This window comes from Nocardia sp. CA-290969 (assembly GCF_050936135.1).
Lineage (GTDB): Bacteria > Actinomycetota > Actinomycetes > Mycobacteriales > Mycobacteriaceae > Nocardia.
The window spans coordinates 666,926-693,048 of record NZ_JBNJNJ010000001.1 but is presented as its reverse complement, the minus strand read 5'-3'; the positions used below and the strand labels follow the sequence as shown (position 1 = coordinate 693,048).

General features: G+C 68.9%; 23 protein-coding genes. 14 read left to right on the top strand and 9 right to left on the bottom strand.

Annotated features, from left to right (window positions below):
* Positions 1 to 17: 17 nt before the first annotated feature.
* A complete protein-coding gene (locus tag ACQEVO_RS03250) occupies positions 18 to 1,061 on the bottom strand; it encodes an ABC transporter substrate-binding protein (protein WP_432908737.1) in 1,044 nt (347 codons plus the stop codon).
* A 79-nt stretch (positions 1,062 to 1,140) separates the two neighbouring features.
* Positions 1,141 to 1,734 carry a hypothetical protein gene (locus tag ACQEVO_RS03245; protein WP_432908735.1) on the bottom strand — a complete coding sequence of 198 codons (594 nt, stop codon included), beginning with the start codon at positions 1,732 to 1,734 and terminating at the stop codon, positions 1,141 to 1,143.
* A 296-nt stretch (positions 1,735 to 2,030) separates the two neighbouring features.
* Between ACQEVO_RS03245 and ACQEVO_RS03240 the strand changes: the two genes are divergently transcribed.
* From ACQEVO_RS03240 to ligD, 12 genes are all read left to right on the top strand, one after another.
* Positions 2,031 to 3,278: an ATP-grasp domain-containing protein gene (locus ACQEVO_RS03240; RefSeq protein ID WP_432908733.1), complete on the top strand. Its 1,248-nt coding sequence runs from the start codon at positions 2,031 to 2,033 to the stop codon at positions 3,276 to 3,278.
* Entirely contained in the window at positions 3,275 to 4,123 is an 849-nt protein-coding gene (locus tag ACQEVO_RS03235) for a hypothetical protein (RefSeq protein ID WP_432908732.1), read from the top strand. Before ACQEVO_RS03240 ends, ACQEVO_RS03235 begins: the two co-directional genes overlap by 4 nt.
* Entirely contained in the window at positions 4,120 to 5,220 is a 1,101-nt protein-coding gene (locus ACQEVO_RS03230; protein WP_432908730.1) for a PLP-dependent cysteine synthase family protein, read from the top strand. The genes ACQEVO_RS03235 and ACQEVO_RS03230 overlap by 4 nt, the downstream gene beginning before the upstream one ends.
* Entirely contained in the window at positions 5,217 to 6,257 is a 1,041-nt protein-coding gene (locus ACQEVO_RS03225; RefSeq protein ID WP_432908728.1) for a mandelate racemase/muconate lactonizing enzyme family protein, read from the top strand. The genes ACQEVO_RS03230 and ACQEVO_RS03225 overlap by 4 nt, the downstream gene beginning before the upstream one ends.
* Positions 6,254 to 7,564, top strand: coding sequence for an MFS transporter (locus tag ACQEVO_RS03220; protein ID WP_432908727.1), 1,311 nt, complete (start codon positions 6,254 to 6,256; stop codon positions 7,562 to 7,564). Before ACQEVO_RS03225 ends, ACQEVO_RS03220 begins: the two co-directional genes overlap by 4 nt.
* A complete protein-coding gene (locus tag ACQEVO_RS03215; protein WP_432908726.1) occupies positions 7,561 to 8,397 on the top strand; it encodes a class I SAM-dependent DNA methyltransferase in 837 nt (278 codons plus the stop codon). Before ACQEVO_RS03220 ends, ACQEVO_RS03215 begins: the two co-directional genes overlap by 4 nt.
* The gene (locus ACQEVO_RS03210) at positions 8,394 to 9,323 is read left to right on the top strand and encodes a hypothetical protein (RefSeq protein WP_432908724.1); all 930 of its coding nucleotides are present in this window, start codon (positions 8,394 to 8,396) and stop codon (positions 9,321 to 9,323) included. Before ACQEVO_RS03215 ends, ACQEVO_RS03210 begins: the two co-directional genes overlap by 4 nt.
* The gene (locus ACQEVO_RS03205; protein ID WP_432908722.1) at positions 9,320 to 10,129 is read left to right on the top strand and encodes an ABC transporter ATP-binding protein; all 810 of its coding nucleotides are present in this window, start codon (positions 9,320 to 9,322) and stop codon (positions 10,127 to 10,129) included. The genes ACQEVO_RS03210 and ACQEVO_RS03205 overlap by 4 nt, the downstream gene beginning before the upstream one ends.
* Entirely contained in the window at positions 10,126 to 11,208 is a 1,083-nt protein-coding gene (locus ACQEVO_RS03200) for a FecCD family ABC transporter permease (RefSeq protein WP_432908720.1), read from the top strand. The genes ACQEVO_RS03205 and ACQEVO_RS03200 overlap by 4 nt, the downstream gene beginning before the upstream one ends.
* A gap of 31 nt (positions 11,209 to 11,239) precedes the next feature.
* Complete coding sequence (locus tag ACQEVO_RS03195) at positions 11,240 to 12,208, top strand: ABC transporter substrate-binding protein (RefSeq protein WP_432908718.1); 969 nt, start codon at positions 11,240 to 11,242, stop codon at positions 12,206 to 12,208.
* Entirely contained in the window at positions 12,205 to 12,741 is a 537-nt protein-coding gene (locus tag ACQEVO_RS03190) for a GNAT family N-acetyltransferase (RefSeq protein WP_432908715.1), read from the top strand. Before ACQEVO_RS03195 ends, ACQEVO_RS03190 begins: the two co-directional genes overlap by 4 nt.
* A gap of 402 nt (positions 12,742 to 13,143) precedes the next feature.
* Complete coding sequence (gene ligD, locus ACQEVO_RS03185; RefSeq protein ID WP_432908713.1) at positions 13,144 to 14,079, top strand: non-homologous end-joining DNA ligase; 936 nt, start codon at positions 13,144 to 13,146, stop codon at positions 14,077 to 14,079.
* A 108-nt stretch (positions 14,080 to 14,187) separates the two neighbouring features.
* Here the strand turns inward: ligD and ACQEVO_RS03180 are convergent, their stop codons facing one another.
* The 5 genes from ACQEVO_RS03180 to ACQEVO_RS03160 all read right to left on the bottom strand — a co-directional run bounded on the left by ACQEVO_RS03180 (position 14,188) and on the right by ACQEVO_RS03160 (position 21,159).
* Complete coding sequence (locus ACQEVO_RS03180; protein WP_432908711.1) at positions 14,188 to 14,871, bottom strand: MspA family porin; 684 nt, start codon at positions 14,869 to 14,871, stop codon at positions 14,188 to 14,190.
* A gap of 83 nt (positions 14,872 to 14,954) precedes the next feature.
* On the bottom strand, positions 14,955 to 16,868 hold the full coding sequence (locus ACQEVO_RS03175) for a glycosyltransferase (RefSeq protein ID WP_432908709.1): 1,914 nt from the start codon (positions 16,866 to 16,868) through the stop codon (positions 14,955 to 14,957).
* Positions 16,865 to 18,769 carry a hypothetical protein gene (locus ACQEVO_RS03170; protein ID WP_432908707.1) on the bottom strand — a complete coding sequence of 635 codons (1,905 nt, stop codon included), beginning with the start codon at positions 18,767 to 18,769 and terminating at the stop codon, positions 16,865 to 16,867. The genes ACQEVO_RS03175 and ACQEVO_RS03170 overlap by 4 nt, the downstream gene beginning before the upstream one ends.
* Positions 18,766 to 19,962: an NAD-dependent epimerase/dehydratase family protein gene (locus tag ACQEVO_RS03165; RefSeq protein ID WP_432908705.1), complete on the bottom strand. Its 1,197-nt coding sequence runs from the start codon at positions 19,960 to 19,962 to the stop codon at positions 18,766 to 18,768. Before ACQEVO_RS03165 ends, ACQEVO_RS03170 begins: the two co-directional genes overlap by 4 nt.
* A gap of 516 nt (positions 19,963 to 20,478) precedes the next feature.
* Positions 20,479 to 21,159, bottom strand: a complete 681-nt coding sequence (locus tag ACQEVO_RS03160) for an NPCBM/NEW2 domain-containing protein (protein ID WP_432908703.1) — start codon at positions 21,157 to 21,159, stop codon at positions 20,479 to 20,481.
* Positions 21,160 to 21,801: 642 nt separating this feature from the next.
* On the opposite strand from ACQEVO_RS03160, the gene ACQEVO_RS03155 reads away from it, so the two are divergent.
* Positions 21,802 to 23,421, top strand: a complete 1,620-nt coding sequence (locus ACQEVO_RS03155) for a DEAD/DEAH box helicase (RefSeq protein ID WP_432908701.1) — start codon at positions 21,802 to 21,804, stop codon at positions 23,419 to 23,421.
* A 134-nt stretch (positions 23,422 to 23,555) separates the two neighbouring features.
* Here the strand turns inward: ACQEVO_RS03155 and ACQEVO_RS03150 are convergent, their stop codons facing one another.
* On the bottom strand, positions 23,556 to 23,891 hold the full coding sequence (locus ACQEVO_RS03150; RefSeq protein ID WP_432908699.1) for a hypothetical protein: 336 nt from the start codon (positions 23,889 to 23,891) through the stop codon (positions 23,556 to 23,558).
* A 266-nt stretch (positions 23,892 to 24,157) separates the two neighbouring features.
* On the opposite strand from ACQEVO_RS03150, the gene ACQEVO_RS03145 reads away from it, so the two are divergent.
* Positions 24,158 to 24,454, top strand: a complete 297-nt coding sequence (locus ACQEVO_RS03145) for a hypothetical protein (RefSeq protein ID WP_432908697.1) — start codon at positions 24,158 to 24,160, stop codon at positions 24,452 to 24,454.
* Between the two features lie 78 nt (positions 24,455 to 24,532).
* Here ACQEVO_RS03145 and ACQEVO_RS03140 read toward each other — a convergent pair whose 3' ends face one another.
* Positions 24,533 to 26,029, bottom strand: coding sequence for an MFS transporter (locus ACQEVO_RS03140; RefSeq protein WP_432908695.1), 1,497 nt, complete (start codon positions 26,027 to 26,029; stop codon positions 24,533 to 24,535).
* Positions 26,030 to 26,123: the final 94 nt, after the last annotated feature.

Below are 26,123 nucleotides of genomic sequence, written 5' to 3'. Positions count from 1 at the left end.
CGGCCCCTTCCGGGATATCAGCGCTGGAACCTGCCCTGCCACGTCTGCTGATAGCGGGTGACAGCGTCGGGGGTGAGCGCGGCGATATCGGGGAACGGCACCTCCTGCGCCCGCGCCACGGCACCTTCGATATCGGGGAGCGCGGCCGCGTAACCGCTCGACAGCGCGATCTGCCCTTCCCGCGTGACCATGAAGTCGGCGAGGACCTGCGCGGCGTTCGGATGCGGCGCGGCGGCCGCGATATGGCTGTACCACGGCGTACCCCAGGCCGGATCGGGCAGCTTCCAATCGACCGGCGCCCCGGCCGCCTGCTCACGCACCAGCGGTTGCACCATGGGCGTCGCCACGATCTCCCCGGAATTCAACGCCTGCGCAACGCCCAGTGCGCTCGGATAGATCCGGGGCCGCTGCGCCGCCAGTTTCTCGGTGAAGGCGGGATCCCAGTTCCGGTCGAAGAACTGGTATTGATCCACCACGGCGGCGAAACCGGCCGGGTTGGTCACGCCGATGCGGCCACGTAGCGCGGGATCCAGCAGATCCGCCGGTGTCGCCAGGCCGGCGGGTAGCGCCGCGGTGTTCCAGCCCAGACCGAACACCGCGGCGCTGGTCAGGAAGAACCGGTTGCCGTGGAAGCTGCGGTCCCGGCCGTAGGCAGGGTCGTCGAACGACGGACCGACCGGATCCACGGAGTACTGGCCGGATTCGGCCGCGGTGGCGGTCCAGACCGGGTCGGAGGTCATATGCACATCGGCGGTTCCGCGGCCGGTGCGGTGTTCGGCCTCGATCCGGGGGTTGATCTCCACATCGGTGCCGCGGGTGAACTCCATGGTGATCCGCGGGTACTTCCGCTCGAACGCCGCCTTCAGCTTCGCGAGATTGTCCGGGTGCTGGGTCGAGTAGAGGTGCACACTGCCCTCTTCCTCGGCAGCCGCGACCACTGCGGCCCAGTCGCCGGGAACCGGCAGATTCGCCGATGGTGTGGAGCTGCTACACGCCGTGCCCGCGGCCGCGACCGCCGCAGCGAAGATCAGGACGAGAGTACGTCGAGCGAACGAGGACACCGTGACCTCCAGAACTAAACTGATATTAGTTCAGTAACCTAGAAGGCCCGGCGACACGGTGTCAACGACATCGGTGCGGCTACAGTCCCTGCGGACCTTCCGAGCGCAGGTCGTCAACCTTGCGCATCGCGGTCCGTAACTCCTCGAGCCACGATTCGGTGTGCTCGCCCACCAGCTTCACCGCCCAGGCCAGGGCATCGGCCCGCGAGCGGGCGACACCGGCGTCGACGAGGGTGTCCAGCACCTTGCGCTCGGGTTGGCGCAACCGGGTCATCACCGGAACGGCCAAGTGTGTGAACAGGATTCGCTGACCGTCGACAGAGACGCCCCATGCGACACTGCGCCGGTAACGCTGCTGCGCCTCGTCCGCGATCTGCATCCGGGCCGCCCGGGTGGACTCCCGGAACCGGGCGACCGCACCTTCCTTGGTCGCGTCGGGGATCGGCCGGGTCTGGTCGTCGCCGGATTCCTGGCCACCCTCCGGCTGCGGAAGGGGCAGTTCGCCGATCACCACGATCTCGTCGCGGTCGATCTCGATCTCCGGCGGGCCGGTGAACCATTCGCTCGGCAGGCGGCCCGCGAACCAATCCGGCACATCGCCGGTCTCCGGGAGATCCGCCTGCTGCCAGCCGCCCGGCCGGCCGAACCCGCGCCCTCGGTGTCCATGCCTCATGACGATCACCTTCTCGCTTGCAACGATTACTTGATTACAAGATTACGCCGCAAAGGGCGAGGTGGGTTCCGCCGAGAGCGAAAGACCGTCCGAGGCTGCCCCGCCGGACCCAGCAGATTCCGCAGCAACCCACTGATCGCGAACACGGTCGTAGCCGGCCAGGTGCAGCGGTCGCCGCGCGGGCGTGAAGGTCGTTGCGAGACAAAGCCACTGCACCCTGGCCACATCGGCAACAAGGGCTTGTGCAGTTAATGAAAACGGTTATCATTATGTCCCGCTCGAAGCTTGGAGGGTTTGTGGGACATCTGCTGATGGTGGAGAGCTGGGTCGGCTCGATGAGCACGCTGCTACCGGCCGGGATACGCGCCGGTGGGCATACGTTCAGCTTCCTCACCCGGGACCTGAACCATTACCTGCGCGGGAAGCCGGCCGGTCATCCGTTGCTCGGGGCGGCGAATATCCTCACCGCCGAAACCAACGACGAAGCGGCGCTCGTGCCCTATGTGCGCAGGTTGCACGAGGTGCTGGGGTTCGACGGGGTGCTCTCCTCGTGTGACTACTACTTGCCTGCCGTCGCGGCGATCGCCGCGGACCTCGGGCTGCCGGGCCCCCGCCGGGACGCCGTCGCCGCGGCCGGCCAGAAACACCGGACCCGCGAGGTCTGCCGGGCAGCCGGAGTGCCGGGTCCGGCGTTCGCCGTCGGCGAGGGCTGGGACGGAGTGGCGGACGCGGCGGTGGAACTCGGCTATCCGCTGGTCGTCAAGCCGGTGGACCTGTGCGGGGGAATGTATGTCCGCCGGGTCGACGACGAAGAGCAGTTGCGAGCGGCGGTCGAGGCGATCACGGGTTTCCCGGTCAACGCGCGCGGGCAGGTGCGGGCACCGCAGATCCTGCTCGAAGAATGTTTGGACGGGCCGGAATTCAGTGTCGAGACGGTGACCGTCCGCGGTGAGACCACCGTCGTCGGCATCACCGACAAGCGGTTGACCGGAGCACCGGCGTTCATCGAGGCGGGGCATATGTTCCCAGCCGCACTGAGCGAGGACGAGCAGGCGGCGGTGGGTGCGGTGGCCCGGGCAGCGCTGGTGGCGCTGGGTGCCGACGATACGGTCGCGCACACCGAGATCAAATACACCGCGGACGGGCCACGGCTGATCGAGGTGAACCTCCGGCCCGCGGGAAACCGGATCTCCGAACTGGTCCGCCGGGTGACCGGTATCGACCTCGCGGCGGTGCACGCCGAGGTGGCGGCGGGCGGCACACCCGACCTGACGCCACGACCGACCGGCACGGGCAGTGCCGCCATCGCGTTCGCCGTCGCCGATCGCGCCGGGGTGCTGACCGGGATATCGGGGGCGCAGCAATGGCCGGAAGATCCCCGGATCGTCGAGCACACTCTGGCCGAACCGGGCACCCAGGTCCGGGTTGCGACCGATAACAACACTTATCTCGGCCATGTCATGGTCACCGAGGAAACGAGCAGCGCCGCAGGCGATTACGCGCAGCGCTTGATCGACCGGCTCGATCTGGTGGTGGCGTCGTGACCGCCACGGACCTCACCTCGCGACCGAGCTCCGTCGATGAACTCCTCGAGTGGGTGCGGGCGGCCCGCCTCGGCACCGACCCGGCAGAGCTGACGGTGGCCACCGCTTTCCACACCCGGTACGGGACCCGGCACACCGGGCGGCGCGGCGGTTACCGGAACGCGGTGCTCAGCTTGCGGGTGGGTGCGGCCGTCGGGTCCTGCGGGATCGAGCCGGGGACCGACGATCCCGAGGTGCTCGACGAGTGTGTGGGCGCGACGGTTGCGCAGTTGGTGGCACACCCGCAGCCGGCAGTCCGGATCGCGGCGCTGGACGCGTATCTGATGCATCTGCGCCCACACCCCGGCGCGGGCGAGATGACTGCCGAGCGCGTCGAGATCCCGGGTGGGACTTCACTCGAGAAGTCCCGGCGGCGCGCCGAGGCGGTGGTGGATCTGCTGCCCTCCGGGCTACGGCGCGTGCTCGTCGTCGGGGTGGTCGGCTCGCTGCTGGCGGTGCTGCGCGCCCGCGGTATCGGCTACTACCCGTGCGACCTCGCCGGCGGCCGGACCGAATGGGACGAACCCGTTCATCGCGCTGTCACGGACGCTCCGGCGGACTACGACGCACTGCTGGTGACCGGAATGACGCTGGGTAACGGCTCTTTCGACACCCTGCTGGCCGAGGTGACCGGCTGCGGGCGGCCGCTGGTGCTGTTCGCGCAGACCGGCAGTGCCGTGCTGCCGTGGTTCCTGGGCCGGGGCGTCACCGCGGTCTCGGCCGAACCGTATCCCTTCTTCTCGCTCGACGGCGGGCCCAGCACCCTGTACCACTACCGCTACGGGGGTCTTTCGTGCAGTCGATGACGATTCCGCAGCCCGCGCTGCTCGGCCTCGTCGGTGGCACACCGGTCGTGCCGATACCGGCCGGAACAGGCAGTTACCTGGCGAAACTGGAGGCCGCGAGTATCGCGGGAATGAAGGCGCGGGCGGCGGTGTCCATGCTCGGCGCCGCCCGGGCCCGTGGCGACCTGGCCCCGGGTGCGACGGTGATCGAATCGACCAGCGGCACGCTCGGCCTCGGACTCGCGCTGGCGGGCAAGGCGTTCGGTTGTCCCGTGGTGCTGGTGGTGGACGATGAACTCGAGCCGGAGATGCGCGCCTTGTTCACGGCGTTCGGTGTGGGTTTGGACGTGGTCCGGGAACCACACCCCGAGGGCGGCTGGCAGCGTGCCCGGCTGGACCGGCTGGCCGAACTACTCGCCGCGACCCCCGGCGCGTACTGGCCCGATCAGTACGACAACCCCGACAATGCCGCCGGATACGCGGATATGGCCGCCGAATTGGTGGAACAGGCCGGTCACGCGGATGTGCTGGTGGCGGGGATCGGCTCGGGCGGTCACTGTGCCGGCCTCACTCGGGTGTTGCGTGCGCACTGGCCGGAGCTGCGGGTGATCGGGGTCGATTCGGTGGGTTCGCGGATCTTCGGCCAGCCCGCCCGCCCACGCCTGATGCGCGGACTGGGCAGCAGCATCCTGCCGCGCAATGTCGCCTACGCCGACTTCGACGAGGTGCACTGGGTGGGTCCGGCCGAGGCCGTGGCCTCCTGCCGGCGGCTGGCCGCCGGAACGGGAATCGCCGGTGGGTGGAGTACCGGGGCGACCGCGCTGGTGGCGGAGTGGGTCACGCGGCGCGAACCCGGTATCCGGGTACTCACCGTGTTCCCCGACGGCCCGCACCGCTATCTGCGCAGCATCTACGACGACGCCTGGTGCCGGCGCCACGACCTGCTCCGCGCGACCGTCACCGAACCGGTGGAGCTGCCCGAACCCGATGCGGCCGAAGCACGGGGCTGGGCCCGCTGCACCGTTGTCCGCGACCCGCTCGCTCCCGGCCTCGCCGGTTCCGATTCGGTCCGGGCCGGCCGGTCCACCGGCTCGGCGGGCGGGGAGGTCCGCGCATGACCGTGACGTGGACGGCTACCACGCTGGAATTGGCTCGGCCCCTGCATATCTCACGTGCGACGATGACCGGCCGGGTTGCCGTGTGGGTCGCCGTGTCCGCCGGCGACCATATCGGGCACGGGGAGGTCGTCGGCAGCCCCCGCCTCGGCCTGGACCGCGCCGCGATCGACACCGCGCTGCGCGCGATCGGCGACCGGATCGCCGGCTGCGCCGACCCCGGGGAGATCCGCGCACTGCTCCCCCGGCTGCGCGCGGAGTTCCCGCTTCCGGTGGTCGCCGCGGTCGACAGTGCGGTCCACGATGTGCTCGCCCGCCTGGCCGGGTTGCCGCTGGCCGAATACCTCGATCTGCCACGGTGGGACGCCGTGCCCACCGCCTACACGATCGGCCTGATGCCCCTCGGCGAGGCCGTGTCCACCGCCCGCCGGCTGACCGGCGCCGGATTCACCGTGCTCAAGGTGAAGGCGGGCGCACCGGATCCGGCCGAGGACATCGCCCGGGTCCGCGCGATCCGGGCCGCGGCACCGGAGGCGGAACTGCTGCTGGATCCCAACGGCGCCTGGGACGCCGACACCGCCGTCACGGTGCTCGACGCGCTCGCCGGTGCGCGAATCGCCGCCGTCGAACAGCCGGTCGCCGCCGGGGATCTCCGAGGGCTCGCCGCTGTCGCGCGGCGGATACCCATTCCGGTGCTCGCGGACGAAGACGCCGCAACGATCGCCGATCTGGACCGGCTGCCCGCCGGCCTGGGCGGTGTCAACATCAAACTCGCCGAGTGCGGAGGCATCGACGCCGCCCGCACGATGCTCGACCGGGCGCAGGCGCGCGGGCTGGCGGTGCTGCTGGGCTGCCAGGCCGCCAGCTCACTCGGTATCGCACCCGCGGTGCAGCTCGCCGGGGCCGCGCGGTGGGTCGATCTGGACGGGCACCTGTTGCTGGCGCACGATCCGTGGACAGGTCTGGGTGGGTCGGACGGCATCCTGCGGCGGCCCGCCGGGCCCGGGCTCGGAGTGCGACGCCGGCGGGCAGCCGCATGACGGGGCTCCGGTTGTTCGGTTCGTTCCCGCTTTCGGTGCGGCTACTGCTGGTGAACCAGCTCATCGGCAATACCGGGTTCTACATGCTGGTGCCGTTCCTGGCCGAATACCTGAGCACCGATCTGGCGTTGTCGGCGGCGGTGGTCGGGGTGGTGCTCGGCGTACGCAACCTCAGTCAGCAGGGGCTGTTCCTGGTCGGTGGGTCGGCGGCGGACCGGCTCGGGGCCCGCGGGGTGATCATTGTCGGCGCGGGTATCCGGGCGGCCGGTTTCGCGCTGTTCGCCGTCGGCGGTTCGCTGCCGGTGGTGTTGCTCGCGTCGGTGCTCACCGGGTTCGCCGGTGCGCTGTTCAACCCGGCGGTACGCGCCTATATCGCCCGGGACAGCGGTGACCGCGCGGCCGATGCGTTCGCGCTGTTCAACGTGTTCGGCAATACCGGGTCCGCGCTCGGTCCGGTGATCGGGACGCTACTGGTCGGCATCGGTTTCCAGTTGACGGCGGTGGCCGCGGCCGCCGTATTCGCGGGATTGACCGTCGCACAAATGCTCCTGCTGCCCCGCCGGCCCGCACCGCCCCGGGATACGGCGCTGCGCAGCGATTTCGCGCGGGTGTTCGCCGATCGCCGGTTCTGGGCTTTCGCGTTCGCGCTCATGGGCATGTTCGCGCTGCAGAGCCAGATCTATTTCCTGTTCACGTTGCAGGTGCAGGATCTCGCCGGACCCGTGGCGGGCCCGGCGGCGGTGGCGGCGCTGTTCCTCGTGGAGACGGTCGCCGTGGTGGCATTGCAGGTGCGGATCACCGGGGTGCTGTCCCGGCGCACCGACCGTGGGGCGGCGATGGCGCTGGGGATGGCCGTTGCCGGGGCAGCGTTTCTCATCCCACCCGCCGCGGGCATCTTTCCGGCACCGGACGGCGACGGGCCGGTCGCAATCGCGGTGCGGGTCGCGCCGGTGGTGCTGGCCGCGGTGGTGCTCGCGCTCGGGGTGATGGCCGTGCAGCCGTTCGTCAACGAGGCGATACCGCGGTTCAGTGGGCCCGACCTGACCGGCACCTATTTCGGCGCGTTCTACCTGGCCTCCGGGGTGTTCACGGTGGCCTCCACCACCCTCGCGGGCAGCGCGGTCGACCATGCGGGCGGCCCGCTGACCTGGCCGCCCGCCCTGCTCTGCGCCGGCATCGGAATCTGCTCCGCCGGCGCGGTACTGCTGTTGCGCCGGCGACGCAGTCTCCCCGAGCCACCTCCCTCGAAATCCCCGACGACCGAAGCGATCTCGAATCGCACAGCGAAAGGCGATTCCGCCCGATGACTGTTCACGATCAGGGCCCGGTCCTGCTCAGCGAAAATCTGCTGACCGACAACCCCGCGCTCTACGAGCGCACCTTCCCCGATACCGGCGAACGCAACGCGCGCTTCGTCGCCGATCTGCTGGCACGTTTCGGCGCGGGCCGGTTCACGGACATGCTGGACGTGGGGTCCGGCACCGGCCGGGATGCCGCCCGCCTCACCGAGCTGGGGTTCCGGGTGCGCGGGGTGGACATCTCCCCGCGGATGGTCGACTACGCCCGGACACGGTATCCGGCAATCGAATTCCGTACCGGCGACGCCCGGACGCTGCGGTCGGATACGCCCGTGGATGCCCTCACGTGCCTCGGCAGCACGCTGCTGCACCTGCACGACACCGCCGATCTGGCCACCGCGCTCGGCCGTTTCGCCGACTGCCTGCGTCCGGGCGGTCTGCTGATCCTCGAAATGCGCAACGGCGCGTTCCTGCTCACCGATCGCGGGCGGCGGGAGCTGCTCGACGAGCAACTGGTCCGGCAGGTCGATTGGGAAGGTATCGCCTACACCTCCCGGACCTCGCTCGCCCTGGACCTCCCGGCGCAACTGCTGCGCAGGCAGCGGGTCTGGACGTGGCCGGGCTGCCCCGAACCGGTCACCCAGCACACCGCGTGGCGACTACTGTTCCCACAAGAGCTGCGCTATCTGCTGTCCGGCGCGGGTTTCGAGGTGCTCGCGCTGTTCGACGCGCCGGGACCGCTCACCACACCGGGCTGGCCCGCCGACGGGGTGCTCTCCGAACGGCTGGACGGCGACCGGTTGCACGTGGTCGCCCGCCATACCGGTGGAGGCCCGCAGTGACCGGCGCACCGCGGGTCGGTGTCGGCAGTGCATTCGGCAGTTGCGGGGAGCTGCTGCAAGGCGTCACCGCCGAGCACGACCGCCATTTCCTGGTGACCCTGCCCATCGCCCGCGGCTCGGTCGCGGTGTTCGAACCGGACCCGCACCGGCACGCGGTCACGGTGATTCCCGCCCACAAGACCAAATCCCGCATGCTGGCCCGGGCGCTGCTGGCGCGTTCGGCGGTCCTGCGGGGCGGTGTGCTCACGCTGCTCGGTGATCTGCCCGAGGGCAAAGGTCTGGCGAGCTCCACCGCGGATCTGGTCGCCACCGCCCGCGCCGTGGCCGACGCGGAGGGCCGCGAGATCGGCGCCGCCGAAATCGAAACCGAACTGCGGCGCATCGAACCCTCCGACGGCGTGATGTATCCGGGCGCGGTGGCCTTCTACCACCGGGACGTCCGGTTGCTGGCAGCACTCGGCGCGCTCCCGGCGCTGACGGTTGTCACCGGTGACGAAGGCGGCCGTGTCGATACCGTCGATTTCAACCGTCGCGCCACCGGTTGCACCGCGGCCGCCAAACGCGAATACAGCGGGTTGCTCGCCGAACTCACCGCCGCGGTCGCCCGGCGCGACGTGCTCGCCATCGGCGCGGTGGCGACCCGCAGCGCGGAACTGAGCACCGGGCAGCGGGCGCGCCCGCATCTGGATGCGACCATCAGCGCCGCCCGCGACCTGGGCGCGGCGGGAGTGGTCGTCGCGCACAGCGGCACTATCACCGGCATCCTGCTGGACGAGGCCGATCCGGTGCTACCGGTGAAAATCGCGGCGGCCCGCCGGGTCTGCGCCGGCTTCGCCGAGACGGTCACCGTGCACCGGACGTGGCGGCCCGCACCGCCGGATTGGGCACCGGCGGCCCGGCCCGGCGCGGAGGTGGTGCGCGGATGATCACGGTCGACGACGTGACCTTCTCCTACGGCGGCCAGGTGGTGCTCGACGGTGTGGGACTGGTCGCCGAACCCGGCACCACCGTCGGCCTGATCGGGCCCAACGGCTCGGGCAAATCGACGCTGTTGCGGCTGCTCTACCGGGCGCTGCGGCCGCGGTCGGGAGTGGTGGCGATCGACGATATTCCGGTCGAAGCACTGCGCGGCCGGGCGCTGGCGGCGCGGCTGGCGGTGGTCGCACAGGAGTCACCCGCCGAAACCCCGATCACCGTCGCCGAAACGGTGCTGCTCGGCCGCGCCCCGTGGGCCGGTGCGCTGCACGGCTATTCACGTGCCGACCGGATCGCCGCCGCGGCGGCGCTGGCCCGGGTCGGTGCCCGGCACCTGGCCGATCGCCCCTACACGGCGCTCTCCGGCGGTGAGCGGCAGCGGGTACTGATCGCCCGGGCGCTCGCCCAGCAGGCCGACCATCTGCTGCTCGACGAACCCACCAATCATCTCGATATCGGCTACCAGCACGAGTTGCTCGGGCTGATCCGCGAGCTGGCGACCACGACCACGCTCGTGGTGCTGCACGACCTCAACCTGGCGGCCCGCTATTGCGACCGGCTGGTGTTGCTGTCCGGGGGCCGGGTCGCCGCGGCGGGGCCGGTCCGTGAGGTGCTCACCCCGGGTGTCCTCGAACCCGTTTACCACGTCGCTGTCCAGATGTCCTCCGCGTTCGGCGCGACCCAACTGCTGTTCGGGCCACGCGAGACGGAAACACCCGCGGCAGCCACCGATTCCGGAAAGGCGGCCGTGCGATGACCGCGACTCTGCCCCAGGCCGAGGACGCCGACGATCTGGAGCATGCGCGGCACCGCACCACCACCGTGCTCTGGCTGGGCGGGCTCGGCGCCGCACTGGTCGTGGTTCTGCTCCTCGCCATCGGCCTCGGCCCGGTCTGGGTGCCGCCCGGCACCGTCGCGCGGATCGTCGGCCACCATCTCGCCGGGGTACCGGCGGTAGCGGACTGGACACCGGCCCAGGATTCGATCGTCTGGCTGGTGCGGGTTCCGCGGGTCCTGCTCGGCGCCATGGTCGGCGCGGCGCTGGCGGTTGCGGGTGCGGTGCTGCAAACGCTGGTGCGCAATGTGCTCGCCGATCCGCATATCCTCGGCGTCACCTCCGGCGCCTCCACCGGCGCGGCGGTATCCCTGCTGTTCGGCGTCACCGCCGCCTCCGCCGGCGCCTTGGCGGGCAGCGCGTTCGCCGGTGCGCTGGCCGCGACGGCCCTGCTGTTCGCCATCGCCAGGATCAACGGGCAGATGACGTCCCTGCGGCTGCTGCTGGGCGGGGTCACCATCGGCTATCTGTTCTCCGCGGCCACCAGTTTCCTGATCTTCGCCTCCGACAACCAGGAAGGCGCCCGGACGGTGCTGTTCTGGCTGCTCGGCTCGCTCAGTTCGGCCGGCTGGTCGTCGGTGGCCACCACCGCGCTGGTCACGGCGGCGACGGTCGGGTCGCTGTTGTTGCTGGCGGCGCGGCTGGATGTGCTCGCGGCCGGTGAGGACACCGCCCGCGCGCTGGGCCTGTCCCCCGTCCGGCTGCGCATGCTCGCCTTGGGCATCGTCGCGCTCGCCATCGGGGCCGTGGTCGCGGTCGCGGGCGCGATCGGTTTCGTCGGGCTGATCGTGCCGCATATCGCCCGGTTGTGCGGAGGCGGGACGCATCGGCGGCTGATTCCGCTGGCGGCGGTGATCGGGGCGCTGTTCCTGGTGATCGCCGATATAGCGGCCCGGGTTGTTTTCGCACCTCGCGAACTACCACTCGGCATCGTCACCGCCGTCGTCGGGGCGCCGCTGCTGCTGGTACTGATCCGCCGGTTCCGGCAACCACTCCACTGAACCGTTGTCCAGGAAAGGAACACCGATCATTGTGTCCACAGGTCTCACCAGATTCGCGCCGTTACCGGTCGCGTTGCTCGCCGCGGCGCTGCTCACCGGCTGCGGCGGTTCCGGCCCCGCACCCGCCGCGGCGGCGGAAGGGTTTCCGATGACAATCTCCAGTTGCGGCCGCGACGTCACCTTCGCTACCGCGCCGCAGCGGGTGGTGACGGTCGGGTCCGTCGCGGCCCCACTGATCGCGGCCGCGGGCGCGGCCGATCGCATCGTCACCCGGACCTTCGAAACCGCGCCGTTCCCCGGCCGGTACGAGGAGGCGCTGAAGGATATCGAGGTCACCGCACCCACCGGGGAACTCGCGCGGGAGGAGATCATCAACCGCACCCCGGACCTCGTGGTGAGTTTCGAGGGCGCCGCGGTGACACCGGACGATCTGGCGCGCGTGAACATCCCGCTGCTGGTAACCCGCGGATACTGCCGCGACGCCGCGGGCAGTTTCGAGGATATTTTCTCCGATATCGAGTTGTACGGCCGGCTGTTCGGCACCTCGGCGGCGGCGAATGCCGAGGTCACCGCACTGAAACAGCGGGTCGCGGCCATTGCGGACCGGCACCCCGCCGATCACCCTGCCACCTCGGCGGCGGCACTGATCATCTCCCGCGACGGAACCAAACTCAGCGCTTACGGCAGCACCAGCACCGTTGCCACCCAGATGCGAATCCTCGGCCTGGACAACATTTTCGGCGATGTCGCGAAACGCAATTTCGACGCCAACACCGAAACCCTCATCCAGCGCGACCCGGAGGTGATCATCCTGCTGACCCAGGGCAGCCAGACACCCGAATCGGCCCGAGCGGCCTTGCGGGCGCGCCCCGAATTGGCCGGCTTGCGCGCGGTCCGCACGAACCGGATCATCGCGGTGCCGTTCGGCTACACCGGGCCCGGCCCGGTCGCCGTCGAAGGACTCGAAGTGCTGGACCGTGAACTCGAGGCGCAGCGATGAGCGCGCCCGCGGCCACCGCCTACCGGTTGCGCACCGCTCGCGCCGAGGACCTTCCCGGCGCACGCAGCGTTATGCTCGACACCTTCTACGAAGTGTTCGGTATCGGTTACCTGCCCGAACACCATCAAGACGTGATCGACCCGGAAACGGCGTATCTCCGCCACCCGCTCAACCGGCTCTGGGTCGCCGAACACGGGGGCCGCATCGTCGCCACCACCGCGATCCGCGCCCAGGGCCCGCGTCATCCACCGCATCCGGCCCGGCTCGCCGACGAGTTCCCCGACCACCGCACCGCCCAACTGTTCCGGGTCTACGTGCGACCCGAACACCATCGGCGCGGTCTGGCCACCCGGCTGGTCCGCACCGCGGTCGAGCACGTTCGCGCGACCCCGGAGTTCGACCGGCTCTATCTCCACACGGATGCCAGGACGCCGGGAGCTCTGGAATTCTGGCTCACCTTCGGGCGGATCATCCACGACGCGCGCGGACCGCATCCAGGGTTCCAGACCGTGCACCTCGAGATACCCCTGTAGCCCACCCGCCGGGCCGGCCGAGACCCGCTCGGGAGCACCGGCCCGGCGATTCCGGTCGCGTTCAGGTCTCGGGTAGTTCCCTGTCCCCCGGCAGGCCCCAGGGCCCGGATGACCCGACATTACGGACGAGCCGCGCTCCGCGTGTCTGCTCGAGATGCGCACGAACGCCCCCGTATTCTGCGGCTGACCAGGCATTACCCGCGTACGACGGGAGGACGTCATGGCATCCGGAGCAGGCTCGCGGACCGCTGCCGAGATGATGTGGCGCAGACTCACCCCTTCCCGGCCCCGGGCGCCGGGCTACCGCACGCCGGCTTACGCGTGCCCACGGGTGGTGGCGCCGGACCCGCCCGTCCGCGACGACGGGGCCATGTCCTGACCGGGCCGGCGGTGCCGGCGCCGATGCTCGCGGTGGCGGGCCGCGCACCCGATACCCCGGAATGGGCGATCGAGATGAAATGGGACGGGGTACGCGCGATCGTCGTCTGCCGCGACCGCGCCTGCCGGCTCTACAGCCGCAACCGGCGGGAGATCACCGACTCCTATCCGGAGCTCGTGACCGCACTGGCCGCGGGCGCCGGGGACCGTGACCTGGTGCTCGACGGGGAGATCATCGCGCAGACACCGGCCGGGGTGCCGTCGTTCGCGCTGCTGCAACGCCGGATGCATGTCGCGCGGCCGGGCGGTGCGCTGGTCCGGGCCGTACCGGTTCAGCTGTTCCTGTTCGATGTGCTGGCCGCCGACGGCGAAACCGTCACCGGCGCACCGTATCTGCAGCGCCGGGAACGGCTACAGGATCTCGGGTTCACCACCACGCCGGTGCAGACACCGCCGTACTGGCTGGAGGTCGGCGCCGAGCAGGTCATGGCCGCGGCCCGGGACAACCAGCTCGAGGGGATCGTGTCGAAAAGGATCGACTCGCAGTACCGGCCGGGCCGGCGCTCCCCCGACTGGATCAAAACGCCGTTCCGCCGGACCACCGAAGCGATCGTCGCCGGCTGGACCTCGGGCAGCGGCACGATGACCGGAACATTCGGTTCGCTCATCCTCGGCGCCCACGATCCGGCGGGCAACCTGATCCACATCGGCAATGTCGGCACCGGATTCACCTTCGCCGACCGGCGTTCCCTGCGGGCCCGCCTCGACGACCTCGCCCGCCGCGATCCCCTCTTCCCGCTGACACCCGGCCGCGGCCGGCCCGGCACCCCGCATTGGGTGGAGCCGATACTCGTCGGCGATATCGAATACCGCGAATACACCGGAGACGGGCTGCGTCACCCGAGCTGGCGCGGCCTGCGGGCGGACAAGACCCCGGACGAGGTGCGCATTCCCGAATGACGGTGCGTACACCGCCACCGGCAGAGCAGAACCCCGGGCCCGAGGGACCCGGGGTTCCGGGATCGATCGTTGGACTGGCGGATCCGCACGACCTCCCCACGTTCCGAGTCAGATCCAGAGCGGATCGCCGTAGACGACGCCGACTTCGTCCACCTTGTCGGACTTCATCTGGATCTCGGCGTACTGGCGGATCACGGCCGGGCCGATACATCCGTTGACCACCAGGTGGACGTCGTGATAGATCAGGCGGCCCGGTACATCGCTGACGATCTTTTTCTTCATCAGTTCGACATCCGCCACCTGGCCCGGCCCGATGCCCACCGAGATACTGCCCGATGTGGAGGTGGCGCTCCCGTGGGCCGAGGCATTGTTGAGTTCCACCGCGCAGCCCACGTGGTAGCCGACTCGTAAGTCACCGCCGCCACCCCAATCGACCGAACTGTAGGCTTCGCCGGACAGAAAGACCTCACGGACGGTCCCCGAGGCATTCAGCGGCAGCACCTTGTTGATCGTTTCGTTCCGATGTCCCACGACGAAGGTCGGGCCGCCTTCGCTGTGGAAGGTCTTCTCGTGCGGCGGTAGATACACCACTTCGGCGTTACCGGCGGGCGCCGCGACGATGGGCGCGACTATCAAGGTGACCACACCCAACGCACACGAAATAAGCCTGCTCGAGGTGGATTTCATGCGCGGAACAGTAACAGAACGAATATTGGATAAACGGCCCGATTTCGCGGCGTGTCGAATCGAACAACGGTTGGTGGACACGTGCCCGCCGAGCGGATTTTCCATGAAACTTCTGCAATGAATTCCCGGGAACGGTCCACAATTCGACCCGGTACCGAAAATACGACACAGCAACGATTTGCGTGTGTTCAAACCTTCGCAGCCCGCCCCGATCCGGAGGCGACCGGAACCCTCGTGTCGCCACTCCGCTGCTCCGGCGATCGGTCGGTCGCCGGCCGGGACGGTACCTGCCGGCGGCGCGGCCTCCGCGGATGCATCGGCGGATACACCAAGCTCAGCGCGGCCGCCAGCGTGAAATAGCTGCGCAGTACCCGGAAGCACAGATAGGCGGGGACATACCGTACGGCGCTCGGGCGCAGCAGCAGGCAGATGAACACCGTCATGATCAGCGGCATGCCCAGAACGGTGGCGAGCACGGGTTGCCAGCGCATTCCGGTGAAGATCGTCTGGAACGCGAATTCGGCGATGAGCGCGAACAGCAACAGCGGCGCCAGCATCGCCCGGCGGGCGGCGTTCACCAATTGGAACGGCAGTACGAAGGTGCCGGTCATCGAGCGTCGGTCCAGCAGAATGGACCGGTTGTGCGCGGTGATGTGGTAGATGCTGCGGAACCAGCGCACCCGCTGTTCGCGCAGATGCGCGTAGGACAACGGTGTCTCGCTGTAATAGATCGCTTTCGGATCGGCGAGGGTGTGATATCCCGCCGCCGTGAGCCGGATACAGATATCGGTGTCCTCGCCGTTCATCCCCTCCACCATTCCGCCGACCTGCCGCAGCACGTTCCGGCGGTAGATCGCGAACATTCCCGGAACACCTAGCACGCCCTGATAACCATCCAGCGAAACTTGGAAGAAGCCGTGCCGCATCAGCACTTCCACCAGCCGTACCTTGTCGATCCAGGTTTTCTCCGCCATCGGCATCGGCATACCTCCCACCGAACCCACCCGAGGGTTCGCGAAATGCCGCATGGCGGTCTGCAGACAGCCGGGCCCGATCACCGTGTCGGCGTCGATCCGGACCACGAACTCCTCGGTGATCCGCTGGATACCCAGATTCAGCGCGATCGCCTTTCCTGGTGTCGGGCAGTCGAGCAGTTCCCCGGTGATGTTGGTGCATTCGGCGATCGCCTGCCGCGCCACCGCGGCCGTATCGTCGGTGGAGGCGTTGTCGACGATGTAGAGACGGATCCGGCCGGTGTAGGTGCGGGCCGCGCGGTCCACCGAGGCGATGGTGGCGGCAATATCGTGTGCCTCGTTGTGGGCGGGCACGAGTACCGCGACCGGGGGCGCGAACTCGGCTCGCCGCGACCGGCGCAGGGTGCGCCGGCCGAATACTGCGGTCGCCACCGCGAAGATCTGCTGGACCAGGAAGACACCGGGCCCGATCCCGCCGAGCAGCGCCCAGGCGCGCATGGTTTCGACCACGCCGAAGAAGAGCTGCATCGCGGCAAGCGCCCCCAGGCACGCCACGATAAGGCAGGCGAACAGCTTCACGTACGCCGAGGGCGATGTCCGCGGGTTCAGCGGGGGTGGTCCGCGTTCCGGCAGCCGCGCCTGCCGCAGAATCGTATGCGGCAGGATGGCCAAGGCCATCAGACCGGATACGGCCTGCTGGCCGAGTACCGGAATATCGAGCAGGTGCAGGTGATCCAGCGCCCAGCCGATGGAATCGACGACCACGCAGAACACCGCGAACTTCCCCAGTAACGCCAGCCCCAGGAAAACCCGGCGCCAGACGTTCGAGTACGCGTAGCAGGCGTAGGTGACGAAGAAGATGACAATGAACAGCCGCGTCGGCACCACCACATTGCCGCGGTCATTGGCGAACAGCACCAGATCGTTCGGCTGCACCAAGTATTCCGCATGCACCAGGTACATGCGCGCGCACATGGCCAGGATGGTCAGACCGGCGAAGGTGACCAGGAAACCGTTGGCCGCGGCGGCCGGCCGGTCCACCGCCAGCCCGGCGGGCGCGCTGTCGACCGAACGGAAGTAGCCGCTGATCGCCGACGGCGACCGGCCGGGTTCGTGCGGCTCGGTCATCTGGGCTGTTCCGTGCGCCCGGTTCCGGCGGTGGCCACCGTGCCGTCGCCGTTGACGACGAAACTGCCCTGCGGCGTGATCACCTGGGCACTTTCCCGCCCGAACGTGGGCAGCGGCACCGCTCCCGGCGCACCGACGGCCTGAATCACCAGCCCGGCCGCGCCGCCGCGACTCATGGCACGTTCCACGATGAGCGCATCATCGGGCGCGGAGAGGTCCAGCGCCGACGGCCCCGGGCCGGCCATGAGCCGTCCGTCCTGGATACGCACCAGGACCGGCACCTCGGGGCTCTGCCCGATCAATACGAACGGTTCACCGGGTGCCGGCTGGGTGTTCCACCGGAATTCGGGGGTGTACTGCGCGGGCACGAATTCGGTCAGCACCGCGACGGTGGCATCGAGCAGGCCGACGACATCGGTACCGGGATCGGGCAGGTAGACCGCGAAGCCGGGGGCGAGGTCGCGGGGCAGCGCGGTGAATCCCACGCCCGGCTCGTCGCCCAGTTCCAGCGCCGAGGCCGCAGTCAGCTGAATCGGGTAGCTGGTGACCCGCACATCGCAACCGCCGAGGTCGCGATCGCGCTGGACGGTCAACGTGAGCTGGTTGCCGAGCGATTGGGCGGTGGCGGGCAGCGGGATGACGACCTCGCGCGCGTTGCGGTCGAGTCGCCGGCTGTCGAGGAGCTGCCCGTTGAGTTCGGTATCGAGCATCCAGGTGAGGTCGTCGGGCGAGTCGGGCAGTTGCAGGTCTACCCGGATTGCGCGCGGAATTCGCCCGCCGGGGAGGTCGGCGAGCGAATAACCGATATTCCAGCGCCGGGATTCGGCGATCTGCCCGACCGACATATCGGCGCCGAGCGCGTCCAGGCCTACCGCGTCGCCGGTGAGCGGCGGTGCCGGCAGCGTGCGGGGCGTGCTCGCGGCGGAATCGGCGGTGGCCGCGGCGGGAGCGGTCAGGAATCGGGCGGCGAGATACCCGTCCGGTTCGACCACGCCCACGATCGGAGTGTCGTCGACCGTGCCCAGGGCGATCCCGTTGTCCGCGGTCTCGGGGGCGTCCCAGCCGGCCAGCTCGGCCGAACTCGCGGCCGGCCCGACCAGGATCGAACTCTGTATCCCGGCATCCGGGAGGGTCTCGGCGAAGGTCACCTGATATCCGGACCGGCTCAGTTCCACGCCGAGCTGGGCAGCCGTGGTCCGCCACGATTCGCTCCGGTCGGCGAGTACCACCGTGAGCCGGCGGTCCCATGCGGCGACCGCATCACGGAGGGTGTGGACCGGCTCGGCGAGCGCGGCCTCCACCACCGTCTCCGGGTCGAGATCGATCTGCATCCCCGCCGACCGGTCGCTCACGCACACGGCGTTGTTCACGGTGCCCTCGGTATGCACCCGCACCCGCAGCTGTCCGTCGGCAGCCAGGTTCGGAGGGACGTCCACCAGCACATCGAGCGGGTTGTCGCCGCGGGCCAGCTCGCTCTTGTAGACCTGCTGTCCGTTCATATCGACGACGAGGAACACCGTACTGTCCTGCGGCACCTGTGTGGTGCCGCGCAGGTGCAGCCGGGTCTGCTCCCGTTCGGAATCGACGGGCAGCGTGACGGGCAGGGTGATCGAGGGGCTGCGGTCGCTCAGACGACCACCGTCCGGGTAGCCGAGGCCGGCGAGGGTTTTGGCGAAATGGCGCTCCGCGGGCACATGCAAGCTGGTGTCGTCGAAATCGCGGGAGAACCACGACGGGCGGGCGACGATGAACGCGAGCAGCAGCACCAGCGCGATACCGAGAATCCACCAGGCGGAGCGCGGGACGGTGCGGCCCCGCTCGCCGCGAAAGTGTTCGGGCTCGGATTCCGGCCGGTCGCCCGGCGGCCCGCCGGCCGGTTCCTTTTCGTCGTCTTCGCTCAAACCTCCTGCTCCTCGACCACCGATTTACGGGTCTCGTTCCAATACGAGCGACTCGGTATCCGGCCGGTGTCGACCCGGTCACAGTATTTCCGGGCGATGTCGGCTTCCGCGGTGAGCAGGCACGAATCCAGTGGTATCGGTTTCAAGCCGAGAGCGAGCAGCCGGTCGTTGCGGGCCGCGAGCTGATTCTCGTCGGCTTCCTGCCGCGGATTGGGTACCGGATGCACCTCTCCGCCGAGCGCGCCCGCCACCAGACGCGCCAGATCCGCGACCCGATGTGTTTCGGTGATCTGATTCATCACCCGCACCGCACCGCACACCGTATCGCCCGATTCCACCGCCATCCTGATACAGCGGATCGAATCGTTGATATTGATGAAAGCCCGGGTCTGCCCGCCCGTTCCGTGCACGGTCAGCGGGAAACCGATCGCGGCCTCCACCAGGAACCGGTTGAGTACGGTGCCGAAATCGCCGTCGTAGTCGAAACGGTTGATCAGGCGCGGGTCGCGCGCGGTTTCGCCGGTCTGCGTTCCCCAGACGATGCCCTGATGCAGATCGGTGATCCGCACGCCGTCGTTGCGGGCATAGAACTGGAAAAGCAATTGATCGAGTGATTTCGTCAGATGGTAAACGCTGCCCGGCTGGGTGGGATACAGGATCTCGCGGGAATACATTTTCCCGTCACGCCCCGGATAGCTGACGGTGAGATACCCCTCGGGCAGATCCACCGGCACACTTTCGTAGCCGTATACGCCCATGGTGCCGAGGTGCACGATATGGACATCCAGCCCGAGCGCGACCACGGCCGTGAGCAGATTGTGGGTGCCGTTGATGTTGTTGTCCACCGTGTAGCGCTTGTGCCGTGGCGACTTCATCGAATACGGCGCCGCGCGCTGCTCGGCGAAGTGCACAACGGTATCGGGCCGTACGGCCGCCAGCAGTTCGGCGAACTCGTCGTACTCGTGGGCGATATCCAGACCGACGAGATCGATATCGTGGCCGCTCACCTCGCGCCACGCGGCCAGCCGCTCGGCGGGCTCGTGGATGGGCGTCAGCGATCGCACACCCAGTTCACAGTCGATCTCCCGGCGGACCAGGCTGTCCACGATCGTGACGTCGTGGCCGGCCGCCGAGAGATGCAACGCGCTCGGCCAGCCGCAGAATCCGTCCCCACCCAGAACCATCACCCGCATCGGCTTCCCCTAACTCGAAGAGCTTCAGATCGTTTGCGGTATTCACATCTGTGGAGCTTCTTCTGTTGTGCGTCCGGATCGGACGAAGGGGCGCGGAATACTGTGCCTGCGACTACACCGGGTGGGTGCAGAACCGACCGAATTCACTTTTGCACCGCCGAGAACAGAAACACTACCTCTTTCGGCACCGCAGCCGCTGCCGGCGAATCCAAGTGTATGCGGGTCCGTAGCGCCGTCGAGACGATCGAGAGCACTACCGGGTGCCGGCTATCGGAAAGTTGCGAAGGCCGGCGCACGACAAATAATTTCTCGTGAAATCGTCCGCTAAATACCAGGTGTGATCAACATGCCCGCCGGAACCCAGCGGTTCCACCGGCTGTCGAGGGACGCTCGACCGAAACATTCGCACCAGAAATCAATTCACACCGGAGTGCGGGCCCGGCGTCGCCCGGCGAGGTCACGGCCGTCGGGGATCGGGCTCGCCCAGAAGGGGCTACAGACGCAGTGGTCCGGGGCTCACTTGGTGAGAGTCGGGTCGCCCCAGACCCCGTTGCCCAGCGCGGTGCAGCTCCCTGTATTCCCGCCCACCAGTGTGAAACCGATCGTCAGATCCTGCACGCCGGTCACCGGGACCTCGATCTTCGGCGGCTCGCCCACCCGGATATTGCCGGAAGAGAAGATCGATGCGCCGTCGGCGATCACCTCGAACCGCAGCACCGCCGCGGAGTTCCCACCGTCGGCCACGCCGATCGACGAGGCGAAGCGCGACCATTCACCGTTCAGGTCGTAGGTGTGGCTCACCTCGGTCGCACAGCCACTGAACTGCTGGTAGATGGCGTGCTGGTAGGACACGCCGTTCACCGGGATCGCCCCGGTATAGGCGGTGCTACCGACCGGCGGCAGATCGGCCAGGTACTGCTGGACGGGGACCGTGGTGGCCGGGGCCGGTGGCGGCGCGGCCGGGGTGGCGGGACTTTCGGTGGAAGTGGCCGCGACATCGGTCTCCGAATCGGCCTCACCCGAGGCCGGGGCGACGAGCATGGTCACGACCAAACCGACGATCGCCAGTGCGAAACCGATCCCTGAGACGAGTGTCACGCGCTGCACGGGATCACCGGCACGGGCGCCCGGCGCGACACGTGCCGGCGAATGCGGACTCGGATTCTGCCCGCGGGTGGGATCGATTGGATTGGACACGCGCACACTCTTCTTCAACGAACTCGCCGGAGCCCGGACGGGCGCCGCAGCAGAGATATACCACGCCCGGAGGGTGTATGGAATTGGAGCGCTTCAATTGGTTGTACCGCCGGTGACAGCGTAATGTTACCGGCATACCTCTGTCTCCACTGTTCGCGAAAAACGCGGTGCGCATTGGTAATTCACAGCACCGGACCGGACCGTTCCGGCCGCCGGACGATTACGCGCAGAGCGTTCGGACGTTTGCCGGGCGGTAGCGATGTACCGCCGGGAAGGTACGGGACACCCGGCGCCGATTACGTGACCGGAATCCCGGCGCGGGGCGCGCAGCGCACCGCCACAGCACAGCCCGAAGTGATATAGGTCGCGTTCGGGATGAATCCGTATACCGGGAAAGACGTGCGGAAATCCCGGCAGCGGAATACCTGCCGGACCTACCGCGGTGTTCGTGGATACCGGAATTGCCGGAAGCGTGCTGTAGGGTGACTGCAGTACCTGCGCCAGCGAGCAAGCATGTACTCCTCCGTCGCGGGATACCTGGCTTTTCGCGTCGGGACCCGCGACACCGCCCCCCGAGGCGCGGACATCGGTCCGATCGGATGTCGCGGTATCACCTCCGATGCCGAAAGGCGCCCATACTTCATGTCTGCCCACACTGCCGACGCGCAGAATTTCACCGTTCTCGGCGTCTCCAGCGGAGTCGTCGATTCACTCACGGCCGCGGGGATCTCCGCGCCGTTCCCCATCCAATCCGCCACCCTGCCCGACAGCCTCGCCGGCCGCGATGTCCTCGGCCGCGGCAAAACCGGTAGCGGCAAAACCCTGGCCTTCGCGATTCCGCTGGTCGAACGGCTCGCCGGCGCCGAGCGCGCCCCCGGCCGTCCCACCGGACTGGTCCTCGCCCCCACCCGTGAGCTCGCGACCCAGATCGCGGCCACCCTCACGCCCCTGGCCCAGGTGCGCGGGCTGCGAGTGACCACCGTATTCGGCGGTGTTCCGGTGAACCGCCAGGCCAAAGCCCTGAAACAAGGTATCGATATCGTCGTCGCCTGCCCGGGCCGGCTCGAGGACCTGATGAAGCAGCGGGCGGTCGCCCTCGACAAGGTGCGGATCACCGTACTGGACGAGGCCGACCATATGGCCGACCTCGGCTTCCTGCCCGGCGTCACCCGGATCATGGCGGCGACGCCCGCGAACGGGCAGCGCCTGCTGTTCTCGGCCACCCTGGACAACGGGGTCGGGAAACTGGTCGACCGCTTCCTGCACGCGCCGGTCACCCATTCGGTGGACGAGGCCGACGCCCCGCCGCCCAAGATGGAACACCACGTCTTCGAGATCGCGGGCGCCGCGGCGAAGAAGGACATCGTCAAGGTGCTGGCCGCGGGCAGCGGACGGCGAATCCTGTTCATGCGCACCAAACATCACGCCCGCCGGCTCGCCGGTGAACTGACGCGCGCGGGCATCGCCGCGGTCGACCTGCACGGCAACCTCTCGCAGCCGGCCCGCGACCGCAACCTGGCGGCGTTCGCCGCGGGCACCGCCCGCGTCATGGTCGCGACCGATATCGCGGCGCGCGGTATCCACGTCGACGATCTCGAACTGGTCGTGCATGTCGACCCGCCCGCCGAGCACAAGGCCTACCTGCACCGCTCCGGCCGCACGGCACGCGCGGGCACCGAGGGCACCGTGGTCACGCTGGTGCTGCCCGAACAGCGCAAGGATGTCGCGGCGCTGTTGCGCAAAGCCGGTATCACCGTGCAACCGCGACCCGTCACCCTCGACTCGCCGATCCTCGCCGACCTCTCGGATGGCACCCTCCCCGTGGTCCCGGCCGGGAGTCCGGTACCGCCGGAGCCCGGCAGGGCGCGGGAAACGCAGGGTAGCCCGCGCGGCAGCCGGGGCACCCGCGGCCGCCGCGGCGGCGGGAACGGACGCGTTTCCGGCCGCGCCGATTCGGCGACGGCTACCGACCAGCGGTCCGGCGAACGCGGCCGGGCCGAAGCGACGAGCACCCGATCCCGCCAGGGCGAGAGGTCCGGTGCCGCCGAACATGCCGGGGCGCGCGGTTCGGGCGGACGGCGCGGGAGTTCGGCGGGTCGCGCCGGGGGCCGCGCGGCCGCGTCGAGCCATGAGTCGAGCCGTCGAACCGGTACGGCACAACGGAGCCAGCCGGACACGAGGCGGGCCACCGGATCGGCGCAGTCGAGCGCCGATACCGCGCGCGGCCGCCGTCCCCGCCGCGCGACCCGCCCCGCGGGCTGAGCGGACCTCTGTCCCCGACACCCGGTTCACCGGTTACGCCGGTGGCCCGGGTGCCCGAGACCACCCCGATCACTCGTGGCCGACGCCGATTGCTCGAAGTGCGGCCACCGCGATGATCACGAGGGTGGCGGAGTTCAGGAACGATCCCGGCTGACCCGGAATGTCGTGCAACCGGCGCCGTCCACGTTGCCCCGCATCGTATCGCCGGTGATATCGGTGGCGACGAGGTCCACCATGAGGTAGCCGGTGGGGTGCTCGATCCAGCGGACCTGGTCGAACTCCACCTGGTCACCGTCGGCCGTGGCCAGCATTTCGAAACTGCCCGACTCCGCGGCGTTGTCGGCGCCCAGTGGATGGAACTCGAAGATGCTCCGGCCGCTGGATTCGACGGTCAAGGTGAGGCCGGTATCGCCCTGCGCGCAGGTGTAGGAACCGGCCCATTCACCGGCGATCGCCGCCAACTCGGGCACCGCCGCCGATCCGGGCACCGCCGATTCGGAACCGGTCTCCGCGGCGACCGGAGTCCCGGATACCGAATGACCACAACCGGACAGCGTTACCGCCGACAAGACCGCCGCAACGATGTTCCGCCGGATTCTGCTACTCCCACCACGCACGTTCCGGACACTACAGTGCGGCCCGTATTCGTACGCAGTTCGACTGTGCGGGCCCCGTGGACGGTCGTCGGCCGATCGCTACTGGCCGAATCGGCTATGCGTATACATATACTGTAACCATGCTCGATCCTCTCAGCCTCGGTATCGGCGCGGGCTTGGTCGCGCTCGGCTGGGCCATCGGCCGGTTCGGGCATCGCCGCAGCGCCCGGCCGAACCGGAAACAACTTCCCGCACGCTGCGGTTGCGGTCACGATCTGGCGTTGCACGACCGCGAATCCGGTACCTGCCACGCCGAATTCTCCCGCCGGGGAACCAGCGGTCTGCGCGAATGGGTGCGCTGCGGCTGCCGCCGCTACACCGGGCCCACCCCGCTCGAAGAGGTCTTCAGCTCGCCGATCCTGCCGCCGGAATCCTGACCCGGCCGGACGCCGTCCGTCGAAACACCTGTGCCCGCCTCCGCGTAGTGCGAAGGCGGGCACACGTTCTGCGTGGTGTCAGTGCGCGAGCACCGGTTCGCCTTCCGCGGGGGCCGGGATCGTATTCGGCAGCAGCGCGGCGAGCACCACCGCACCGATCACGAAAACACCCGCAGCCCAGGCGAAGCTGGTGGTGTAGCTCTCGATCGCCGACTGGGCGACGGTGATCTGGCTCGGCGTCCGGCCGGCCAGGTAGTCACCGGCGGCCGAGGCCGCGATCGTGCTCAGCAGCGCCGTACCGATGGAACCGCCGACCTGCTGGCTGGTGTTGATCATCGCCGACGCGACCCCGGCGTCGTCGTGGCGGACACCGGCGGTGGCACTCTGGAACGCCGTCGACATCGCGGCGCCGAGGCCGAGACCGAGCAGGATCAGGCTGGGCAGGATATGGGTGGTGTAGCCGGTGTCGAGCCCGATCTGCGTCAGCCAGGCCATACCGAGCGCGGCGATCGCGAACCCACCGCTGACGGCCACCTTGGGGCCGACCTTCGGCAGCAGCAGCGACGGCGTCGTGGTCGACGAGACGACCATGCCCGCGACCATCGGCAGGAACGCCACACCGGTCATGATCGGCGAATAGCCCAGGGTCAGCTGCATGTAGTAGGTGAGGAACAGGAAGATCGCGAACATCCCGATACCCATCACGAACACCGCCAGGTAGGCGCCGCCGCGGGTGCGGTCGAGCACGATCCGCAGCGGCAGCAGCGGATGCGCGACCCGGGTTTCGAGCCAGACGAACAGTGCGAGCAGTGCTGCGCCACCGACGAGGAATGCCAGCGTCACCGAATCGGTCCAGCCTTCGCTCTCGGCGTGCGAGAAACCGTAGACGATCGCGAACAGTGCCGCGGTGACCACGGCGGTCCCCGGGATATCGAGTTTGGGCCGCGTGCCGCCGGCATGCCGCGCCAGCAGCAGTACCGCGCCGACCAGCGCGACGGCGGCGAAGATCAGGTTCACGAACATCACCCAGCGCCACGACGCCCATTCGGTGAGCGCACCGCCGAGCAGCAGCCCGATGGCCCCACCGGTACCGGCGACGGCGCCGAAGATGCCGAAGGCCTTCGCGCGTTCGGACGGTTCGGTGAAGGTGACGGTGAGCAGGGAGAGCGCCGCGGGCGCGAGCAGTGCGCCGAACACGCCCTGGCCGACGCGTGCCGCGACCAGCATCTCGAAGTTGGCGGCCGCGCCGCCGATGGCGGAAGCCACCGAGAACCCGATCAACCCGACGATGAAGGTGTTGCGCCGGCCGAACAGATCGCTGAGCCGGCCGCCGAGTAGCAGCAGGCTGCCGAAGGCGAGCGCGTAGCCGGTGATCACCCACTGCCTGCTGGCATCGTCGAAGCCGAGGTCGCGCTGGGCCTCGGGAAGTGCGATGTTCACCACGGTCGCGTCGAGCACGACCATGAGCTGGGCGACGCCGAGGACGGCGAGAACCCACCACCGCAGCGCGTGTGAGCCGCGCCTGTTGGCCGGTTTTTCCTGCGCGGATGGCCCGCGTTCGAACGTGGTAGTCATCTCGCCCCTTGAAAGGTCTTGGTTAAATGGAGGAAGCATCTCCGCTTACCTGAACGCTAACACAATAACGGAGATCACGCCTCCACTTAATCCC

What these genes read in the sequence shown, in the direction of transcription:
- ACQEVO_RS03180 (WP_432908711.1), bottom strand. Translation starts at nt 14,871, where the DNA reads ATGGAAAATCCGCTCGGCGGGCACGTGTCCACCAACCGTTGTTCGATT.
- ACQEVO_RS03200 (WP_432908720.1), top strand. Translation starts at nt 10,126, where the DNA reads ATGACCGCGACTCTGCCCCAGGCCGAGGACGCCGACGATCTGGAGCAT.
- ligD (WP_432908713.1), top strand. Translation starts at nt 13,144, where the DNA reads ATGCTCGCGGTGGCGGGCCGCGCACCCGATACCCCGGAATGGGCGATC.
- ACQEVO_RS03175 (WP_432908709.1), bottom strand. Translation starts at nt 16,868, where the DNA reads ATGACCGAGCCGCACGAACCCGGCCGGTCGCCGTCGGCGATCAGCGGC.
- ACQEVO_RS03225 (WP_432908728.1), top strand. Translation starts at nt 5,217, where the DNA reads ATGACCGTGACGTGGACGGCTACCACGCTGGAATTGGCTCGGCCCCTG.
- ACQEVO_RS03215 (WP_432908726.1), top strand. Translation starts at nt 7,561, where the DNA reads ATGACTGTTCACGATCAGGGCCCGGTCCTGCTCAGCGAAAATCTGCTG.
- ACQEVO_RS03145 (WP_432908697.1), top strand. Translation starts at nt 24,158, where the DNA reads ATGCTCGATCCTCTCAGCCTCGGTATCGGCGCGGGCTTGGTCGCGCTC.
- ACQEVO_RS03155 (WP_432908701.1), top strand. Translation starts at nt 21,802, where the DNA reads ATGTCTGCCCACACTGCCGACGCGCAGAATTTCACCGTTCTCGGCGTC.
- ACQEVO_RS03230 (WP_432908730.1), top strand. Translation starts at nt 4,120, where the DNA reads ATGACGATTCCGCAGCCCGCGCTGCTCGGCCTCGTCGGTGGCACACCG.
- ACQEVO_RS03190 (WP_432908715.1), top strand. Translation starts at nt 12,205, where the DNA reads ATGAGCGCGCCCGCGGCCACCGCCTACCGGTTGCGCACCGCTCGCGCC.
- ACQEVO_RS03220 (WP_432908727.1), top strand. Translation starts at nt 6,254, where the DNA reads ATGACGGGGCTCCGGTTGTTCGGTTCGTTCCCGCTTTCGGTGCGGCTA.
- ACQEVO_RS03205 (WP_432908722.1), top strand. Translation starts at nt 9,320, where the DNA reads ATGATCACGGTCGACGACGTGACCTTCTCCTACGGCGGCCAGGTGGTG.
- ACQEVO_RS03165 (WP_432908705.1), bottom strand. Translation starts at nt 19,962, where the DNA reads ATGCGGGTGATGGTTCTGGGTGGGGACGGATTCTGCGGCTGGCCGAGC.
- ACQEVO_RS03245 (WP_432908735.1), bottom strand. Translation starts at nt 1,734, where the DNA reads ATGAGGCATGGACACCGAGGGCGCGGGTTCGGCCGGCCGGGCGGCTGG.
- ACQEVO_RS03140 (WP_432908695.1), bottom strand. Translation starts at nt 26,029, where the DNA reads ATGACTACCACGTTCGAACGCGGGCCATCCGCGCAGGAAAAACCGGCC.